The organism is Shewanella sp. 30m-14 (genome assembly GCF_052977125.1).
Genome location: NZ_JBRILW010000002.1, coordinates 243,210 through 258,829 on the forward strand (window position 1 = coordinate 243,210; position 15,620 = coordinate 258,829).

13 protein-coding genes are annotated in these 15,620 nt (G+C 44.6%); 12 read left to right on the plus strand and 1 reads right to left on the minus strand.

Annotated features, from left to right (window positions below; translation table 11 throughout):
- The first annotated feature begins 229 nt into the window (after positions 1-229).
- The 8 genes from ACVBIU_RS02820 to ACVBIU_RS02855 all read left to right on the plus strand — a co-directional run bounded on the left by ACVBIU_RS02820 (position 230) and on the right by ACVBIU_RS02855 (position 7,170).
- Complete coding sequence (locus ACVBIU_RS02820; protein WP_447163012.1) at positions 230-1,189, plus strand: hypothetical protein; 960 nt, start codon at positions 230-232, stop codon at positions 1,187-1,189.
- Positions 1,190-1,202: 13 nt separating this feature from the next.
- Complete coding sequence (locus tag ACVBIU_RS02825) at positions 1,203-2,102, plus strand: DUF350 domain-containing protein (RefSeq protein WP_447159394.1); 900 nt, start codon at positions 1,203-1,205, stop codon at positions 2,100-2,102.
- 128 nt (positions 2,103-2,230) lie between these two features.
- A complete protein-coding gene (locus ACVBIU_RS02830; protein ID WP_447159393.1) occupies positions 2,231-3,958 on the plus strand; it encodes a polyamine aminopropyltransferase in 1,728 nt (575 codons plus the stop codon).
- Positions 3,959-4,049: 91 nt separating this feature from the next.
- The gene (locus tag ACVBIU_RS02835; protein ID WP_447159392.1) at positions 4,050-4,463 is read left to right on the plus strand and encodes a YjfI family protein; all 414 of its coding nucleotides are present in this window, start codon (positions 4,050-4,052) and stop codon (positions 4,461-4,463) included.
- Between the two features lie 12 nt (positions 4,464-4,475).
- A complete protein-coding gene (locus tag ACVBIU_RS02840; protein WP_447159391.1) occupies positions 4,476-5,165 on the plus strand; it encodes a PspA/IM30 family protein in 690 nt (229 codons plus the stop codon).
- An 11-nt stretch (positions 5,166-5,176) separates the two neighbouring features.
- Entirely contained in the window at positions 5,177-5,827 is a 651-nt protein-coding gene (locus tag ACVBIU_RS02845; protein ID WP_447159390.1) for a hypothetical protein, read from the plus strand.
- A gap of 127 nt (positions 5,828-5,954) precedes the next feature.
- The gene (locus ACVBIU_RS02850; protein ID WP_447159389.1) at positions 5,955-6,284 is read left to right on the plus strand and encodes a hypothetical protein; all 330 of its coding nucleotides are present in this window, start codon (positions 5,955-5,957) and stop codon (positions 6,282-6,284) included.
- A gap of 58 nt (positions 6,285-6,342) precedes the next feature.
- On the plus strand, positions 6,343-7,170 hold the full coding sequence (locus ACVBIU_RS02855; protein ID WP_447159388.1) for a potassium channel family protein: 828 nt from the start codon (positions 6,343-6,345) through the stop codon (positions 7,168-7,170).
- A gap of 207 nt (positions 7,171-7,377) precedes the next feature.
- Here ACVBIU_RS02855 and ACVBIU_RS02860 read toward each other — a convergent pair whose 3' ends face one another.
- Positions 7,378-8,865, minus strand: coding sequence for a CYTH domain-containing protein (locus ACVBIU_RS02860; RefSeq protein ID WP_447163013.1), 1,488 nt, complete (start codon positions 8,863-8,865; stop codon positions 7,378-7,380).
- 232 nt (positions 8,866-9,097) lie between these two features.
- On the opposite strand from ACVBIU_RS02860, the gene ACVBIU_RS02865 reads away from it, so the two are divergent.
- The 4 genes from ACVBIU_RS02865 to putA all read left to right on the plus strand — a co-directional run bounded on the left by ACVBIU_RS02865 (position 9,098) and on the right by putA (position 15,581).
- On the plus strand, positions 9,098-9,778 hold the full coding sequence (locus ACVBIU_RS02865; RefSeq protein ID WP_447159386.1) for a TIGR00153 family protein: 681 nt from the start codon (positions 9,098-9,100) through the stop codon (positions 9,776-9,778).
- A 24-nt stretch (positions 9,779-9,802) separates the two neighbouring features.
- Positions 9,803-11,071, plus strand: a complete 1,269-nt coding sequence (locus ACVBIU_RS02870; RefSeq protein ID WP_447159385.1) for an inorganic phosphate transporter — start codon at positions 9,803-9,805, stop codon at positions 11,069-11,071.
- 162 nt (positions 11,072-11,233) lie between these two features.
- Positions 11,234-11,809 carry a TIGR04211 family SH3 domain-containing protein gene (locus ACVBIU_RS02875; RefSeq protein ID WP_447159384.1) on the plus strand — a complete coding sequence of 192 codons (576 nt, stop codon included), beginning with the start codon at positions 11,234-11,236 and terminating at the stop codon, positions 11,807-11,809.
- A 577-nt stretch (positions 11,810-12,386) separates the two neighbouring features.
- Entirely contained in the window at positions 12,387-15,581 is a 3,195-nt protein-coding gene (gene putA / locus ACVBIU_RS02880; RefSeq protein ID WP_447163014.1) for a bifunctional proline dehydrogenase/L-glutamate gamma-semialdehyde dehydrogenase PutA, read from the plus strand.
- Positions 15,582-15,620: the final 39 nt, after the last annotated feature.

Sequence of the window (15,620 nt, forward strand, 5' to 3'; positions counted from 1 at the left end):
GATCATTGCTATTTTTATGCTCTAATAGGCAATACTATACTCAAGCAGTGATAATTACAGTAAGAGCAAATTATTTCTCTTGCGAATTCAATGTTTCAGCAACTGAAAAATCTTGTATGCTGAATAAATATAAATCGCTATAAAGTATCATTAAGCATTATGGCAATATGTCTTTGTTACATTCGGCATTTGGCCACTAAAAAGTAACATAATCGAATTTGGAGAAACTATGGCAGGAATGCTAAAGCGCGTTCTCACCGTCATACTGGTTTTCACCCTCGCAGGATGTGGTGATGATAGGCCAGAGCAAATTGCAAAGTATCAGCAGCTGACTCAGCAACGCCTCGATACCCTAAGCACTATGTTGAGCGACGGTCAGGTACGTAATGCTAATTTGCTAAAACAATACACTCAAGTATTGGAAAGGCAAAAACCAGACCTAAGCCCACTGCTCACAGAGCTTGCCACCGATGCCACTAACCGCGGCCCGATGTTTACCTCACTGACGCGGCGTTTGACTGAAGCGCAAAACCCGGCCAATTTTGTCGATCTCGATCAGCAACTGGCTGAAGTCGAAAACCTGTATCAAGCCGCAGATCCTAGCCTCTATAACGATATGCTGTCAGATCCACTTAACGTGGTTGCTGATATGTCGGGCGGCGCGCTCGCTCGAGTGAACTCCATCAGCCGTGAAGCCGCAGCACTTGCTAATGGCGCCGAAGACTTTGGTGCCGGTAGCCAGCTAGTGGGTAACCCCTCTTACGGTAACTGGCAAACAAGCTCTAATGGCATGTCATTTTGGGCTTGGTACGGCATGTACTCGATGTTCTCCAACTTAACTCGCGGCCCAATTGGTTACGATCGTTGGTCAAGTCGACGTAACTATAGCTATTACAATGATGTGGGACGCTACCGTTATACCTCACCGAAACAGGCTAGAGCCCAAACTCAAACCTATGAGCGAACAAAAAAGCAATTTAACTCTCAAGGTAAAAAGTTTGATAGCCCGTATGCTAAGTCACGCACAGGCTCAAGTAGTCTTTCGAGACAAAGTAGCAGCACCCCAAAAGCCAGTTCAACAGGACGCACTGCGAGCAGCAAGAGCAAGTTCCGCTCTAACTACTCTAAGGACAGCAGCTTCCGTAATTCCAGCAGTCGTACTACTCGCGGTGTTCGCCGAGGCAAATAATTAAGGAACTTTTATGACATTTTTAGAAAACTATGGCCTCACACTCGATCTACTGATTATTTTGGCCATCGATATCGCCATTGCAGTCTTGCTATTAACATTGATGCGCTATCTGCAAGGCTGGACAATTAAAGTAAATAGTCGCCACGAACTGGCAGAAAACGATAACTTTGCCTTTGGTATTAGTACTGCGGGTGCTGTGATGGCACTGGGTATTGTGCTCACAGGTGCGATAACCGGTGAAGCCGCCGAGTCCTATTTGGTTGAAGCCATTGGCATGAGTGCTTATGGTTTGTTTGGCTTAGTACTGATTAAACTCGGTCGTTTTTTGCATGACAAGATTGCACTTAATGATATTGATAAGAACGCTTTAATCCTCAAGGGTAATGTCTCTGTCGCGATTGTTGATGCAACCGCTGCGATTGCCACTGCGATTATTATTCGCTCGGTATTAATGTGGGCTGAAGACCTTACCATTTACACCTTTATCGCCATCTTTAGTGCCTTTGCGATTTCACAGCTGATGTTAGTGCTGCTCACTCGTGGCCGCGAGAACCGCTACGCTAAGCGTAATCAAGGCGCATCGATGCAAGCGGCCATTGCTCAGGGACATGTAGCGCTGGCGATTCGTCATAGCGGCTATATGCTTGCCATGGCATTTAGTTTTAATGCTGCCAGCCATTTCATTATTTTTGACCCACATGCCTATGTCGCTAACCTCATCGGCTGGCTTGTCTTCTCAGTGGTGATGCTAGTGACGCTATCACTGCTAATCACCCTGATTAAAAAGTTAGTGCTGGCCAAAATCAACCTCTGCGATGAAGTTGAAAAACAACATAATATTGGCCTTGCTTTCGTCGAGATGGCTATTAGCGTTTCTATCGCGATAATCCTCGCCGCCTTAATGGCTTAAGTAAGATTAAGGGAGCGGTCGATACGCTCCCTTTTCTATTTACTGCCATTAACATATATCCGAGTGTGGCTATCTCGAATAAAAAACTCTCCAAAAATAATCTCCACTAAATAAGCAACTGACACTCAATGCAAACCGACTCAAGCAGCACGACGACTCCAACCAAAAATGACACCATAGAATCGGGCAAACTCGGCTGGTTCGACGATATCTTATTGCTCGGCATTATGGCCGTGCTCGCAGGCTGCGGCCTGATTTATGAATACCTGTTATCACATTATGCTGGCCGTATTCTAGGGGCGCTCGAAGCCGCTATTTACACCATGATCGGTCTAATGATCGTCTCTATGGGAGTCGGCGCTTTTGCTGCCCGTAAAATTCGCTGCGCCTTTACCGGTTTTGCCGTATTAGAACTGTGTGTAGCCCTATGTGGCTCACTGGCAATTTTAATCACCGCTGCCGTTATCGGCTTTGGCCAGCAATTACCCTTAATCATTGCTGATACCTTAGGTCTACCGGCCGATCAGCTACCCAACGGTGGCTTTATTGGCACTTTGCAAAAGCTCAGTGAATACTTGCCTTACGTATGGGGCGTGTTACTCGGCCTGATGATTGGTATGGAGATCCCACTGATCGCGCGAGTACGCCAAGCCCTGTCTGAAGCGCACCTGATGCATAACGCGGGTACCATTTATGGCGCAGACTATGTTGGCGCCGGTATTGGTGCAGCTATCTGGGTTGGCTTTATGCTGGCGATCGATATCCAACTTGCCGCCGCCTTAACTGCAAGCTTTAATCTGCTAGCAGGTTTTATCTTTATCTGGCGCTTCTGGCACCAAATACGTCATGTAAAACTGCTATTAGTGGGTCACTTTATTGCGACTGGTATTTTGGTATTACTTGCACTGCACGGCCCTCAATGGGAGCAGAACTTTAATAACTTGCTGTATAAAGACAAGGTTGTTTATGCCAAGGCAACGCGCTTTCAACAACTGACCTTTACTGAGCGTTTAAGAGGCAATGGACTGGGGCCTGTGCATTCGCTTTATATCAATGGTCGATTACAGTTCTCCAGCAGTGATGAGCATATCTATCACTCATTTTTAGTGCATCCAACCATGGCGGCTAGCGCTCGTCATGACAAGGTGTTGATCATAGGCGGTGGGGATGGCCTTGGTTTAACTCAAGTGCTGCAGTGGCAACCTCAGCAAGTGACACTGATGGATCTTGATAAGGAACTGGTTGAACTATTTAAAAATCCTGCCAGTGATATGCCTGAGCATTTGAGCCGTGCATTATTAGCACTCAACCAAGATGCACTTAACGACCCACGCTTAAGAATTATGTATGACGATGCGTTTAATGGGGTCGATAAATTGCTGGCGAAAGAAGAAAAGTTCGATGTCATTATCGTTGATCTGCCCGACCCTAGCCATCCAGATCTCAATAAGCTTTATTCCGATGCTTTCTATCTTAAACTCAAGGAACTAATGAGTAATGACGCTGCCTTAACCATACAGTCAACGTCACCTTATCATGCGCCCAATGCCTTTATTTCTGTGGCTAACACCTTGGAATTGGCGGGCTTTAATGTCGATCAGTATCATCATAACGTGCCAAGTTTCGGCGAATGGGGCTGGAGCATTGCCACTTTAGGTGGCAAAAGCGCTCGAAATAGGCTAGAAAACGTGCAACAACTGCCTGTAGATGATCCTTGGTTTACCTCAGGATTGATGCATGCAGCTTTTGAGTTCCCTGGGAATTTTTACCAGAACAAGGCTCAAATTAAACCCAATGTTTTAGGTTCAAGCCAGCTGTATCAATACCATCAGCAGGCTTGGTTAGAAAATCAGTAGAGTTTATTTTTGAATCGTAAAGATAGCACTTGACATATTATGTCGCGGTGTTATCTTTAATCACAGACATAATATGTCAATAAGGACAAATATGAATATCCACACAATTGCCAACCACCTAAATGAACTTGGCGACAATAGCCAAACTGGCTTTCAATTTGATTGTTATCCAATAGATGGTGACGTGGAAGTCTTACAAGTTAACGTTGTTGGCCGTGAAGAGATCCCGGTATTTGTATCGGTCACGGACAACCAAATCCTTTGCATCAGTTATTTATGGGGCGAGGATGAAGTGAATCAAGAGCGTCGTAGTGAAATGTTTGAGACCATGTTAGAGCTCAACATTCCAATGCCACTGTCATCGTTTGCAAAAATCGACGACAAATATGTGGTTTACGGCGCACTATCAGTACATTCAAGTATGCAAGAGATTGAGCAGGAACTGTCTGTTCTATCTGACAATTGTCTTGAAGTTATCGACGAACTCGTCGACTACCTTAAATAAAGGAGCCACATTATGGGCATTCTAAACAAAATTCTTACAGCTTTCCGTGGCGGTGCAACGGAAGTTGGTCAAGGCATCGTTGATGCAAACTCAACACGTATTTTTGAACAAGAAATCCGTGATGCTGAAAAACACCTAACTAAAGCTAAGCGCGACTTAACTGAAGTGATGGCAAAAGAGATGCAAGCAAGCCGTGAAGTTGATCGTCTTAAGCGCTCTATTGCAGAACATGAAGGTTACGTGACTCAAGCACTTGAGAAGGGTAATGAGCCATTAGCACTTGAAGTGGCTGAGAAAATTGCCGAGTTAGACCAAGAGCTTAACGATCAACAGTCGGCAAACGATAGCTTTAGCGCCCATGCAACTCGCTTAAAAGAGCTAGTCCGTAAAACTGAGCGCCAAGTGACAGATTACCAGCGCCAGTTAACGATGGTTAAAACCACTGAAAGCGTACAAAAAGCAACTGCGACGATTACCGACTCATTTGCAGGTAGCAACTCTAAGCTACTCAACGCTAAAGATTCATTAGAGCGCATCAAAGCGCGTCAGCAGTCATTTGACGACCGTCTAAAAGCTTCTGAAACCTTAGCAGAAGAGAACAGCGACAAAGCACTGCATGACAAACTAGCTCAAGCCGGTATTGGCGAGCAAAAGTCTAACGCAAATGCTGTACTTGATCGCATTAAAGCGCGTAAAGGCTAAAGGAGACTGACGTGGGATTTCTAAGCAGCCTATTTGGCAAAAAAGAGGAACCTAAACGTCAACTTGACCATCCATCAAAACTCAACAAGGGAGATATGATCTCCCTTGATGACAGTTTTGCCTTGCCACCACAACTGCGTGGTCAGCAACTGCGAGTTGAAGCGGTCAATACTTATGAGTATCAGCGCAAGCAACAAACAGAATGGGTGTTAAAAGGCCACAGTGGCGATGCTATTTTTCTGAGTCTTGATGAAGATGACGAAACTTACTTAGCCCTCTCGATTAAGGTCAATCGAGGCCTAGTTGAACAGCTTTTCGATCTTGATCAATTTAGCGAAATTTTCGAAGAGGCAGGTAAAGCGGAGCTAGATACGCAAACACTGTCATCAGACTTGAATGATTATGAACAGTGGTTATCACCTCATTATCATCAGGTTACTTCAGGGAGTTTTGGCTACTTTCACCGCCAAGATTACCGTGGTCTAAGGCCACCACAAGACGCAGATGGTTCGACTGGTGACCCATTTGAGTCTTATCAGTTGCTAGACGATGACGAAGATAAGGCTGTTGATGTTGAGGTGTATGAGGGTGGCGAAACAGACGTTATGTTAACCCTATACCGCCCACTGACTGATATTCGAGAATATTGGCCAGGCGCATAAATGAATGGTTCTAGACGAAAATCTAGAACCATTTTTTTCAGCTCCGATGAGTGGTAGCATATACTTCTTGGTATTAAGCATACTCCGCACGTTCTTTTACGGATGAAAATATTTAGGTACCGCACGCATGACCAAACAAAAAAATCCCTTACCCGCGCAGTGGCAACAAAACCAGAAAGCAGCCAAAGCGACGCAAATTGCCTTCGATATGGATGAAAAGTTCCAGTATGCTATTCGCAAGGCAGCGCTCGATGCAGGGGTAAGCCCATCTGATCAGATCAGAGAAATATTGGGCTTAAGTGTGACTAAACGCCCTAAGCGCCCTCGCCTTACCGTATCGCTTAGCTTGAGTGATTATGAGATTTTAGCTGGAAAATATAACCTCTTGGCAGAGCAACAACTTGAAATCAAAAAGCATGTATTAGATGATTTAATCCAATTTAGCGCTGATAAATAGGCGCAAACCAAGGTGCCTCATAGGCACTCGCCGGCACCTCAATAGATGGACCTAAGCGATGGCAAATAAAAAGCGCTGGCTACTGCAGCCCGATACGCCTCCCACCCCAATCCAACTGGCAATGATGCTGCTATCACTGCTGTCGGTTATTGTAGTGCTCGTGCTCACCTTTGGCCGATTGGATGGCGAAACAAGACGCTTATTGTTTCTGATAGATACCAGTATCTGTCTCATCTTCATGTCTAATTTCTTTTTTGAACTGTTCAGGGCTGATGGCAAGGTCGACTATCTAAAACATCATTGGATTGATTTTGTGGCCAGTATTCCGGCCATTGAAGCCCTTAGAATGGCGCGCCTATTCCAAATATTACGAGTCGTGCGCCTTATCCGTATGACGCGCTCACTTCTTGTTCCTATGCTTAAACAGCGCCGACAAGCGACCGTTGCCAGCCTATTGGTCGCACTTGTAACCATTTTAACCTTCTCATCTGTACTGATGCTAATTGTTGAAAGCGGTGTTGAAGGGGCCAATATCGACACAGCAGAGAGCGCGTTATGGTGGGCACTGGTGACCATCTCTACAGTGGGCTATGGCGACTACTACCCAGTGACGACTGCAGGCCACATTATTGGCGGAGTCGTGATAGTCTGTGGCGTGAGCTTTTTTGGTGTCATTTCAGGTTATATGGCGTCTGTTTTTGTTTCTCCTGATGAAACGGAAAAACTCGATAGCCACGCCGAAGAGCTCCGCTCTGAACTCAATACCAGCTTGATTAGGATGGAGAAAAATCAACAGATGTTGCTCGAGGAAATTTCTGAGCTTAAACAAGCGCTAAAACAAGAGTCTAAGCAAGTCAGTCATAACAAGCCTGAGCAATTTAAGTAGGCAATCTGAGTAGGCTATTTTTATAAAACCACAATAAAAAAGAAGAAAAAAGCCCGCATCAAGTAGCAATGCCGTTAAGTTAAGCCAACATCTGATTTATAAACAAAAACAAAGAACCCAGCATTAGCTGGGCTCTTTGTTTTAAAAGCGATAAACCACGAAGTGTTCATTTCTTTAAACTGAATGGTACTTTTAAATTGATTACGATTAACGCCAATACGGTTGATTTTTCATCGCGCTGCGACGAGAGAACTCCATCGCTTGCACTAAACTTTGCTCTTTATTTTCTAGCCAGTCGGTAATATCTAGATAAGCAATTTCGCTAATGAGCTTTAACTGACGATAAGCCGCTAAGGTACGGATCCCTAAAGCTAAGTCTTGCCAAGGTGCTCTAAATTGATCACGTGATTTAACAGGGTAAAGATCGCCATAGGCCACGCCAACAAAAATGCTGTCATCGAGTGCCTTCGCAACCGACTGGTAATCCGAGCTGCTCAGGTCGCTATCTAATGGCATCACATCTAAAATTCGCTGCCAGGACTTTTCCTGCATCTGGTTAGCAAAGTGCTTAAGCTCCAATTGCTTATTGATGCTAACTTGGTCGTCACTTATCTGAGTTAACAGGTCGACTAAATGCACCTGCAATCGACCGTAGCAAATGTCAGCCAGTAATTGCTCCACTTGGCCAATAATATCCAGATGCTGCAATTTAACTAAGGCGACATCGACTAAAGCTTGTTGTTGCGGTAATTTGGCGATCAGTGCGGCGTCATCATCAATGATGCCATATAAACTTAACGCTTCTTCAATGAAGTTGAGTCGACGCTCAACACAATCAAAATCCGCTTGAAAAGTGTCTTCGAGCAGTTCGAACTGCTTTAGGGTGTTTTTAAGTAATCGAATACAAGCTCGTAAACGATAACTCAGAATGGGCAATGCCTCTAGGGATTGTTGGTGATCGAGCAGCATAGACTCAATGGTTTGCCAGCGTTCTAACCCCAGGGTGAGTAGGTTAACCACAACTTGCTTTAGGCTCTGCTGAGGTTCGATTTTTATAAACTCAAGTGCAGCAATTGTTTCAGGCGCTGACTGCCCAGCTAAACGATAGCCTCGCTGCGCTTTACTCGCTTGACCTAAACGCACAGGAATTTCTCGACTCACGATGCCAGCGAGAGTTAATAATGCACTGGTATCGCCCGCCAATAGCTCAAACTCTAGCTCACAAATCGGCTCAACGGCTTGTTCAACACAGATTTCACCAATATCTAAAGCCACTTCAACTAAACTGTCATCAATAAAAATATGCCAACGCTGACGCTCAAAATCAGTATTGAACAAACAGTAGAGTTCAGACTGTGTTTGGTCAATATTCACACCCTCAGGCCAAATTTTACTCGGGAATAAATTTAATTGCGGAAATTTTTGATCTATATCAACATTATACTCAGGCCGAGAATGGATCCCGCCTACAACCTGACCTTTTGTTTTAATTGTTTGCTCTAAATGTTGATTAATGCCCCGGATCCGCAGACCCATGTCCCATTTCCTTAAGGTAAGCGCATTTGTATCAAAGTAAGCATTCGTTAGCTTTTCAATACCTTTAGCTTCGCAATTTGGTAAGCTATCTAGTAGTTTTATAAGGCTTTTCTTTTGCTTTTCATTAAAGAAAAGCTTGAGTTCAATCTCAGCTTCCATCGATGTACCATTCACCTTGTCATCAAAATTTAATCAATCTGCCATTAAAGTTACACATTGTAATATTTCTGCAATAATATCGTCGTAGGATCCGCTTTGCAGTTAGGATATAACTAGCTAGAATAAAAAACTGTCTATTTAAATAGAAAAACACAGTTTTATTACGCGGCCGCTTGAGTTAACATGCGCCCGCTTTTTCCAATAGTGGAATAACCAAAATAGGTACACGGCAATGCCAGTAAACTCTATTTTAGGCGTGTTTGCAAAATCGCCAATTAAGCCTCTTCAAGAGCATATCGACAAAGTATACGATTGTGCGTTAATACTTGTCCCATTTTTTGAAGCAACTGTCGCAGGAGACTGGGACAAAGCAGTTCTATTGCGTAAGCAAATTAGCTCTGCAGAGCAAGAAGCTGACTCACTAAAACGTGAGATCCGTTTAACTCTGCCTGGCGGTCTGTTTATGCCTGTAGAACGCACTGACTTACTGGAGCTACTTACCCAGCAAGATAAAATTGCTAACAAAGCAAAAGACATTTCCGGCCGCGTCATTGGCCGACAACTAGAGCTACCTCAAGTAATTCAAGAGCCATTTATTGCTTATTTACAGCGCTGTATTGATGCAGTGTCACTGTCAAAAGAAGCAATTAACGAACTCGATGATCTGTTAGAAACAGGTTTTAGAGGGCGTGAAGTGGATCTTGTCGCTAAAATGATCGCAGAGCTAGATTCTATCGAAGAAGATACAGATGATTTACAGATTAAGATCCGTAGACAACTATACTCCATCGAATCTGAATTAAATCCTGTCGATGTAATGTTCCTCTACAAGATAATTGAGTGGGTTGGTGACTTGGCAGATCTTGCTGAACGAGTCGGTTCTCGCTTAGAGCTAATGTTAGCTCGCGTCTAATCAAAAGATTATCAAGGTAACAACATGGTTGATGTATTAGTAACCAACGGCCCAGTGCTTATTGGCATTGCGGCGCTATTTGGTTTTTTAATGGCATGGGGTATTGGCGCAAATGACGTAGCCAATGCAATGGGAACCTCTGTTGGTTCAAATGCGATTACAATTAAGCAAGCGATCATTATTGCTATGATCTTTGAGTTTGCTGGTGCGTATCTAGCTGGTGGTGAAGTAACCAGTACGATCCGTAAAGGCATTATTGACTCTGCTTATTTTATCAATTCACCTGAACTACTCGTTTACGGCATGATTTCAGCGCTTCTTGCTGCTGGTATCTGGCTAATTGCAGCTTCTGCATTAGGCTGGCCTGTTTCGACCACTCACTCTATTGTTGGCGCCATTGTTGGTTTCGCTGCGGTAGGTGTTGGTGCTGACGCTGTAGCATGGGGTAAAGTGGGCGGTATCGTTGGTTCTTGGGTTGTCACCCCGGCAATATCGGGCTTTATCGCCTTTATGATATTCCAGAGTGTACAAAAGCTGATTTTCAACACCGATAACCCACTAGAAAACGCTAAACGTTACGTGCCTTTCTACATGGCACTAGCGGGCTTTATGATGTCACTCGTGACAATCACGAAAGGTCTTAAGCATGTTGGTATAAACTTCAGCACTGTTGAGGCGTATGGCTTAGCAACATTGATTGCAATTACAGTTGGTTTTGGTGGCATGATTGCGATTAAGCGTCTTAAAATGGACACTAAAGCAGATCGTCAAACACAGTTTGGTAACGTTGAGAAAGTATTCGCTATCTTAATGGTTGTCACGGCATGTTGTATGGCATTTGCTCACGGTTCTAACGACGTAGCTAACGCGATTGGTCCATTGGCAGCTGTTGTTTCAGTTGTTGAAAGTGGCGGACAAATCAACAGCACTGCACCACTTGTTTGGTGGATTCTACCTTTAGGTGCTGTGGGTATCGTTCTAGGTCTTGCCATCTTTGGTAAGCGTGTAATGCAAACCATTGGTAAAAACATTACTCACCTAACACCAAGCCGTGGTTTTGCCGCTGAGCTTGCTGCAGCCTCAACAGTTGTTATTGCATCAGGCACAGGTCTACCAATCTCAACCACACAAACTTTAGTTGGTGCGGTTTTGGGTGTCGGCATGGCTCGTGGTATCGCCGCAATCAATATGGGCGTAGTGCGTAACATTGTTGTATCTTGGGTTGTCACCCTTCCTGCGGGTGCAGGTCTTTCAATTATATTCTTCTATATCATTAAGAGTATTTTCGAATAACCTTGAGCAACATTCGTTTTACAAAAACGACGTAATCTAAAGGGGAGTTTGATAATTTTTGTATCAAACTTCCCTTTTGCGTTTTATCACTCTTTTGCCACTTGCATTACCCCCTTTAAATCCCTAGCATGTGGGCTAAATTTCGTAGATGAGAATAGATTGGTGTTAAGAATTCTAATTATTGCGGGAATGATGCTACTTTCCCCTTCTTTGCTTGCAGCAAACCAAACGCGCTACATCTCAGATGATGTTTATATCTACCTTCATGGTGGGCCTGGAACACAATTCCGTATTTTAGGCAGCATCGAAGCAGGCCAACCAGTCACTTCGCTTAATGAGACTCAAGGTGATTACAGCAAGATTATTGACGGTAAAGACCGTGAAGGCTGGGTGCAAACAAAAATGCTCAGCGCAAAGACAAGCCTGCGTGTAAAGCTACCTGCGATTCAGGCAGAGCTTAAGCAGACTAAAGCCGATCTCGAAGCAGCATTAAGCAGCAGCGATAACAATGCTCAAGAGCTTAACCAGGTGAAATCTCAACTTGCTGCCGCTCAAAAAGCCTTAGATAGCGCTAGCAACGAACGCGATAGCGCTAAAGCTAAGTTAGCCAGTATCCAAAAGAACGAACGTTTTGAAATGTGGAAGCAAGGTGGCTTTATTGCCATCGGAGGCCTAATTTTAGGTATTGTTCTGGTTTATCTACCTAAGCCACAACGTAAACCGAAAAATCGCTGGTAATAAATCAGCTAAACCGCATATAAAGCCAGCGTTAACCATACGCTGGCTTTTTTATTACCTCCTTCCCGTAATCGCCAGCCAAATATGCCGGAAAGCTGCCAGTAATCATTCAGTGAAACCGCATGTAAAACAGCGTTAACCATACGCTGGCTTCTTTATTATCTCTTCCGTCTCATCACTAACAAAATATGCCTGAAAGTCGCTGGTAATCATTCAGTGAAACCGCATGCAAAACAACGTTAACCATACGCTGGCTTATTTATTATCTCTTCTCCGTAATCGCCAGCCAAATATGCCGGAAAGCTGCCAGTAATAATTCAGTAAAACCGCATATAAAGCCAGTTTGATTAAAACACTGCTTTTTTTATCGCCTCTCCACAGCCCTTATGATATAAGGGCTAGCGCACCTTAACGCCAACCACAATCAAACGCGGATCACAATAAATATTACAATATTGTCATAGGTCACATTTTGTGGTTATAATCGGCGCGCGGAGGCCTTCGATTGTATACAAAAGAATAACAACAGAGGTTTTGTCGCGACACCTTATCCAAGCAATCAGCCCCAGTGGCCTAGATGGAAGCGATTAATATGTTCAAAGCGAGTGAAGTACTAGCTGGTCATTACGATTCAGCCGACCTCAACGAACTGTTCCAAGCGATCAGCGATAACTATATTGTCGATGAAGAGCAATATTTATCTGATTTGATAAAGCTAGTTCCTTCGAGTGATGAAGAGATCAACCGTGTGACGAGCCGTGCACACGAGCTAGTTAGCAAAGTCCGTCAATATGACAAAAAAGGCCTTATGGTCGGTATTGATGCTTTCCTTCAGCAATATAGCTTAGAGACACAAGAAGGCATTATTTTAATGTGTCTTGCTGAAGCCCTGCTTCGTATTCCAGACTCAGATACTGCCGATGCCTTAATCGAAGACAAACTGTCTGGGGCCAAGTGGGATAAACATTTAAGTAAGAGCGATTCAATCTTAGTTAACGCGTCAACTTGGGGGTTAATGCTCACAGGTAAGATCGTTAAGCTTGACCACAATATTGACGGCAAGCCAAGCAGCCTACTAAACCGCTTGGTCAATAAGGTCGGTGAGCCTGTTATAAGACAATCTATGCTTGCAGCCATGAAGATCATGGGTAAGCAATTTGTATTAGGCCGCACCGTTAAAGAAGCACTGAAAAACAGTGTCGATAAGCGCAAACTTGGCTACACCCACAGTTACGACATGTTAGGTGAAGCGGCGTTAACTAAAAAAGATGCACAAAAGTACTTCGACGACTATTCGAGTGCGATTGCCACCTTAGGCGCGCAAGAATACGATACCAGCTATGCCCCTCGCCCAACTATCTCGATTAAGCTTTCAGCCCTGCATCCACGCTATGAAGTCGCCAATGAAGATAGAACGCTAACAGAGCTATATGAAACGCTTATCTTGCTTATCAAGCAAGCGCGTAGCCTTAATGTCGGTATCTCTATCGATGCAGAAGAGATGGACAGGCTAGAGCTGTCATTAAAGTTATTCCAACGCCTATATAACTCAGATGCAGCTAAAGGCTGGGGTCTATTAGGTATCGTCGTTCAAGCATACTCTAAGCGGGCACTACCTGTACTGTGCTGGTTAACGCGTTTATCCAAAGATCAAGGCGATGAAATCCCTCTGCGCTTAGTTAAAGGCGCATACTGGGACAGCGAGCTAAAATGGTCACAAGAAAATGGCGAAGCCGGTTACCCACTTTATACCCGCAAAGCAGGTACCGACGTCTCTTACCTAGCGTGTGCTAGATACTTGTTATCAGATGCGACTCGCGGTGCTATCTACCCACAATTCGCCAGCCATAACGCACAAACCGTTGCGAGCATTACCGATATGGCCGGCGATCGTGACTATGAATTCCAGCGCCTACACGGCATGGGAGAAGAGCTTTACGATACGCTTTTAGCAGAAAGTGGTGTTAAGACCGTACGTATCTATGCCCCCGTGGGCGCGCACAAAGACCTTCTGCCTTACCTAGTACGTCGTCTACTTGAAAACGGTGCTAACACTTCGTTCGTGCACAAGCTAGTTGACCCCAAAACCCCGATTGAGTCATTAGTGGTACACCCACTCACCACACTCAAAGGCTATAAAACCCTGGCTAACAATAGAATCGTCTTACCTGAAGATATCTTTGGTAAAGAACGTAAAAATTCCAAAGGGCTGAATATGAACATTATTTCTGAATCTGCACCATTTTTTGCCGCGATAGACAAGTACAAAGACACCACCTGGTCAGCAGGTCCTTTAGTTAACGGTGAGACCTTGTCTGGCGATACTAAAGAAGTGGTCAGCCCATTCGATACTAATTTAGTTGTCGGTAAGATTGCCTTTGCTAACAATCAAGCGATTGAGCAGGCACTCTCAAGCGCTGAAGCTGCCTTCCCAAGTTGGTGTAACACCCCTGTCGAGGTTCGAGCCAATGCATTGCAAAAACTTGCCGACCTACTGGAAGAAAATCGTGAAGAGCTAATTGTCCTTTGCACTCGCGAAGCAGGTAAGAGCATTCAAGATGGTATAGATGAAGTTCGTGAAGCTGTGGACTTCTGCCGCTATTACGCAGTGCAAGCCAAAAAAATGATGGCTAAGCCTGAGTTGCTTCCTGGCCCTACAGGTGAGCTCAACGAGCTATATCTGGAAGGTCGCGGCATCTTTGTTTGTATTAGCCCGTGGAACTTCCCACTTGCCATCTTCTTAGGCCAAGTCACAGCGGCTCTCGCTGCAGGTAATACCGTTATTGCTAAACCTGCCGAGCAAACATCTATCGTCGGTTACAGAGCGACTCAGCTCGCCCACGAAGCCGGTATTCCTAAAGACGTACTGCAGTTCCTTCCGGGTACGGGCGCAACCGTTGGCGCTGCAATTACTTCCGATGAACGTATTGGTGGTGTGTGCTTTACAGGATCAACAGGCACAGCCAAGTTAATCAACCGTACATTAGCCATGCGTGAAGGGCCGATTATTCCATTGATTGCCGAAACGGGTGGCCAAAATGCCATGGTGGTTGATTCAACCTCACAACCTGAGCAGGTCGTTAATGATGTAGTGTCATCATCATTTACTAGCGCAGGTCAACGCTGCTCAGCATTGCGCGTATTGTTCCTGCAAGAAGATATTGCCGATCGCGTACTCGATGTCATGCAAGGCGCAATGGAAGAGTTGACGATTGGTAACCCTAATTCAATTAAAACCGATGTAGGTCCTGTTATTGATGCGACTGCGGCGGCAAACTTAAACGCGCATATCGATCATATCAAGCAAGTTGGTAAGCTCATTAAGCAGGTTGAGTTACCTAAAGGCACTGAAAATGGTTACTTTGTCGCACCGACAGCGGTTGAGATTGATTCAATCAAGGTGTTAGATAAAGAGCATTTTGGCCCTATTTTGCACGTTATTCGTTATAAGTCATCAGAGCTTGAAAGAGTCATTGCCGAGATTAATTCGACTAACTTTGGCCTGACCTTAGGTATCCATAGCCGTAACGAAGGTCATGCACTAAAACTTGCAGACAAAGTCAGAGCGGGTAACGTTTACATCAACCGCAACCAAATTGGTGCAGTGGTGGGCGTACAGCCGTTTGGTGGTCAAGGCCTATCAGGCACAGGACCAAAAGCGGGCGGTCCACACTACCTAACACGCTTTATTACTGAAAAAACCCACACCAATAACATTACCGCAATTGGTGGTAATGCGACTTTATTGTCATTGGGTGATAGTGACGAGTAGTCGCTAAACATTCAGCTGACGATCTTTTAGTTAACTATC

What these genes read in the sequence shown, in the direction of transcription:
- ACVBIU_RS02820 (WP_447163012.1), top strand. Translation starts at nt 230, where the DNA reads ATGGCAGGAATGCTAAAGCGCGTTCTCACCGTCATACTGGTTTTCACC.
- ACVBIU_RS02825 (WP_447159394.1), top strand. Translation starts at nt 1,203, where the DNA reads ATGACATTTTTAGAAAACTATGGCCTCACACTCGATCTACTGATTATT.
- ACVBIU_RS02830 (WP_447159393.1), top strand. Translation starts at nt 2,231, where the DNA reads ATGCAAACCGACTCAAGCAGCACGACGACTCCAACCAAAAATGACACC.
- ACVBIU_RS02835 (WP_447159392.1), top strand. Translation starts at nt 4,050, where the DNA reads ATGAATATCCACACAATTGCCAACCACCTAAATGAACTTGGCGACAAT.
- ACVBIU_RS02840 (WP_447159391.1), top strand. Translation starts at nt 4,476, where the DNA reads ATGGGCATTCTAAACAAAATTCTTACAGCTTTCCGTGGCGGTGCAACG.
- ACVBIU_RS02850 (WP_447159389.1), top strand. Translation starts at nt 5,955, where the DNA reads ATGACCAAACAAAAAAATCCCTTACCCGCGCAGTGGCAACAAAACCAG.
- ACVBIU_RS02855 (WP_447159388.1), top strand. Translation starts at nt 6,343, where the DNA reads ATGGCAAATAAAAAGCGCTGGCTACTGCAGCCCGATACGCCTCCCACC.
- ACVBIU_RS02860 (WP_447163013.1), bottom strand. Translation starts at nt 8,865, where the DNA reads ATGGAAGCTGAGATTGAACTCAAGCTTTTCTTTAATGAAAAGCAAAAG.
- ACVBIU_RS02865 (WP_447159386.1), top strand. Translation starts at nt 9,098, where the DNA reads ATGCCAGTAAACTCTATTTTAGGCGTGTTTGCAAAATCGCCAATTAAG.
- ACVBIU_RS02870 (WP_447159385.1), top strand. Translation starts at nt 9,803, where the DNA reads ATGGTTGATGTATTAGTAACCAACGGCCCAGTGCTTATTGGCATTGCG.
- putA (WP_447163014.1), top strand. Translation starts at nt 12,387, where the DNA reads ATGGAAGCGATTAATATGTTCAAAGCGAGTGAAGTACTAGCTGGTCAT.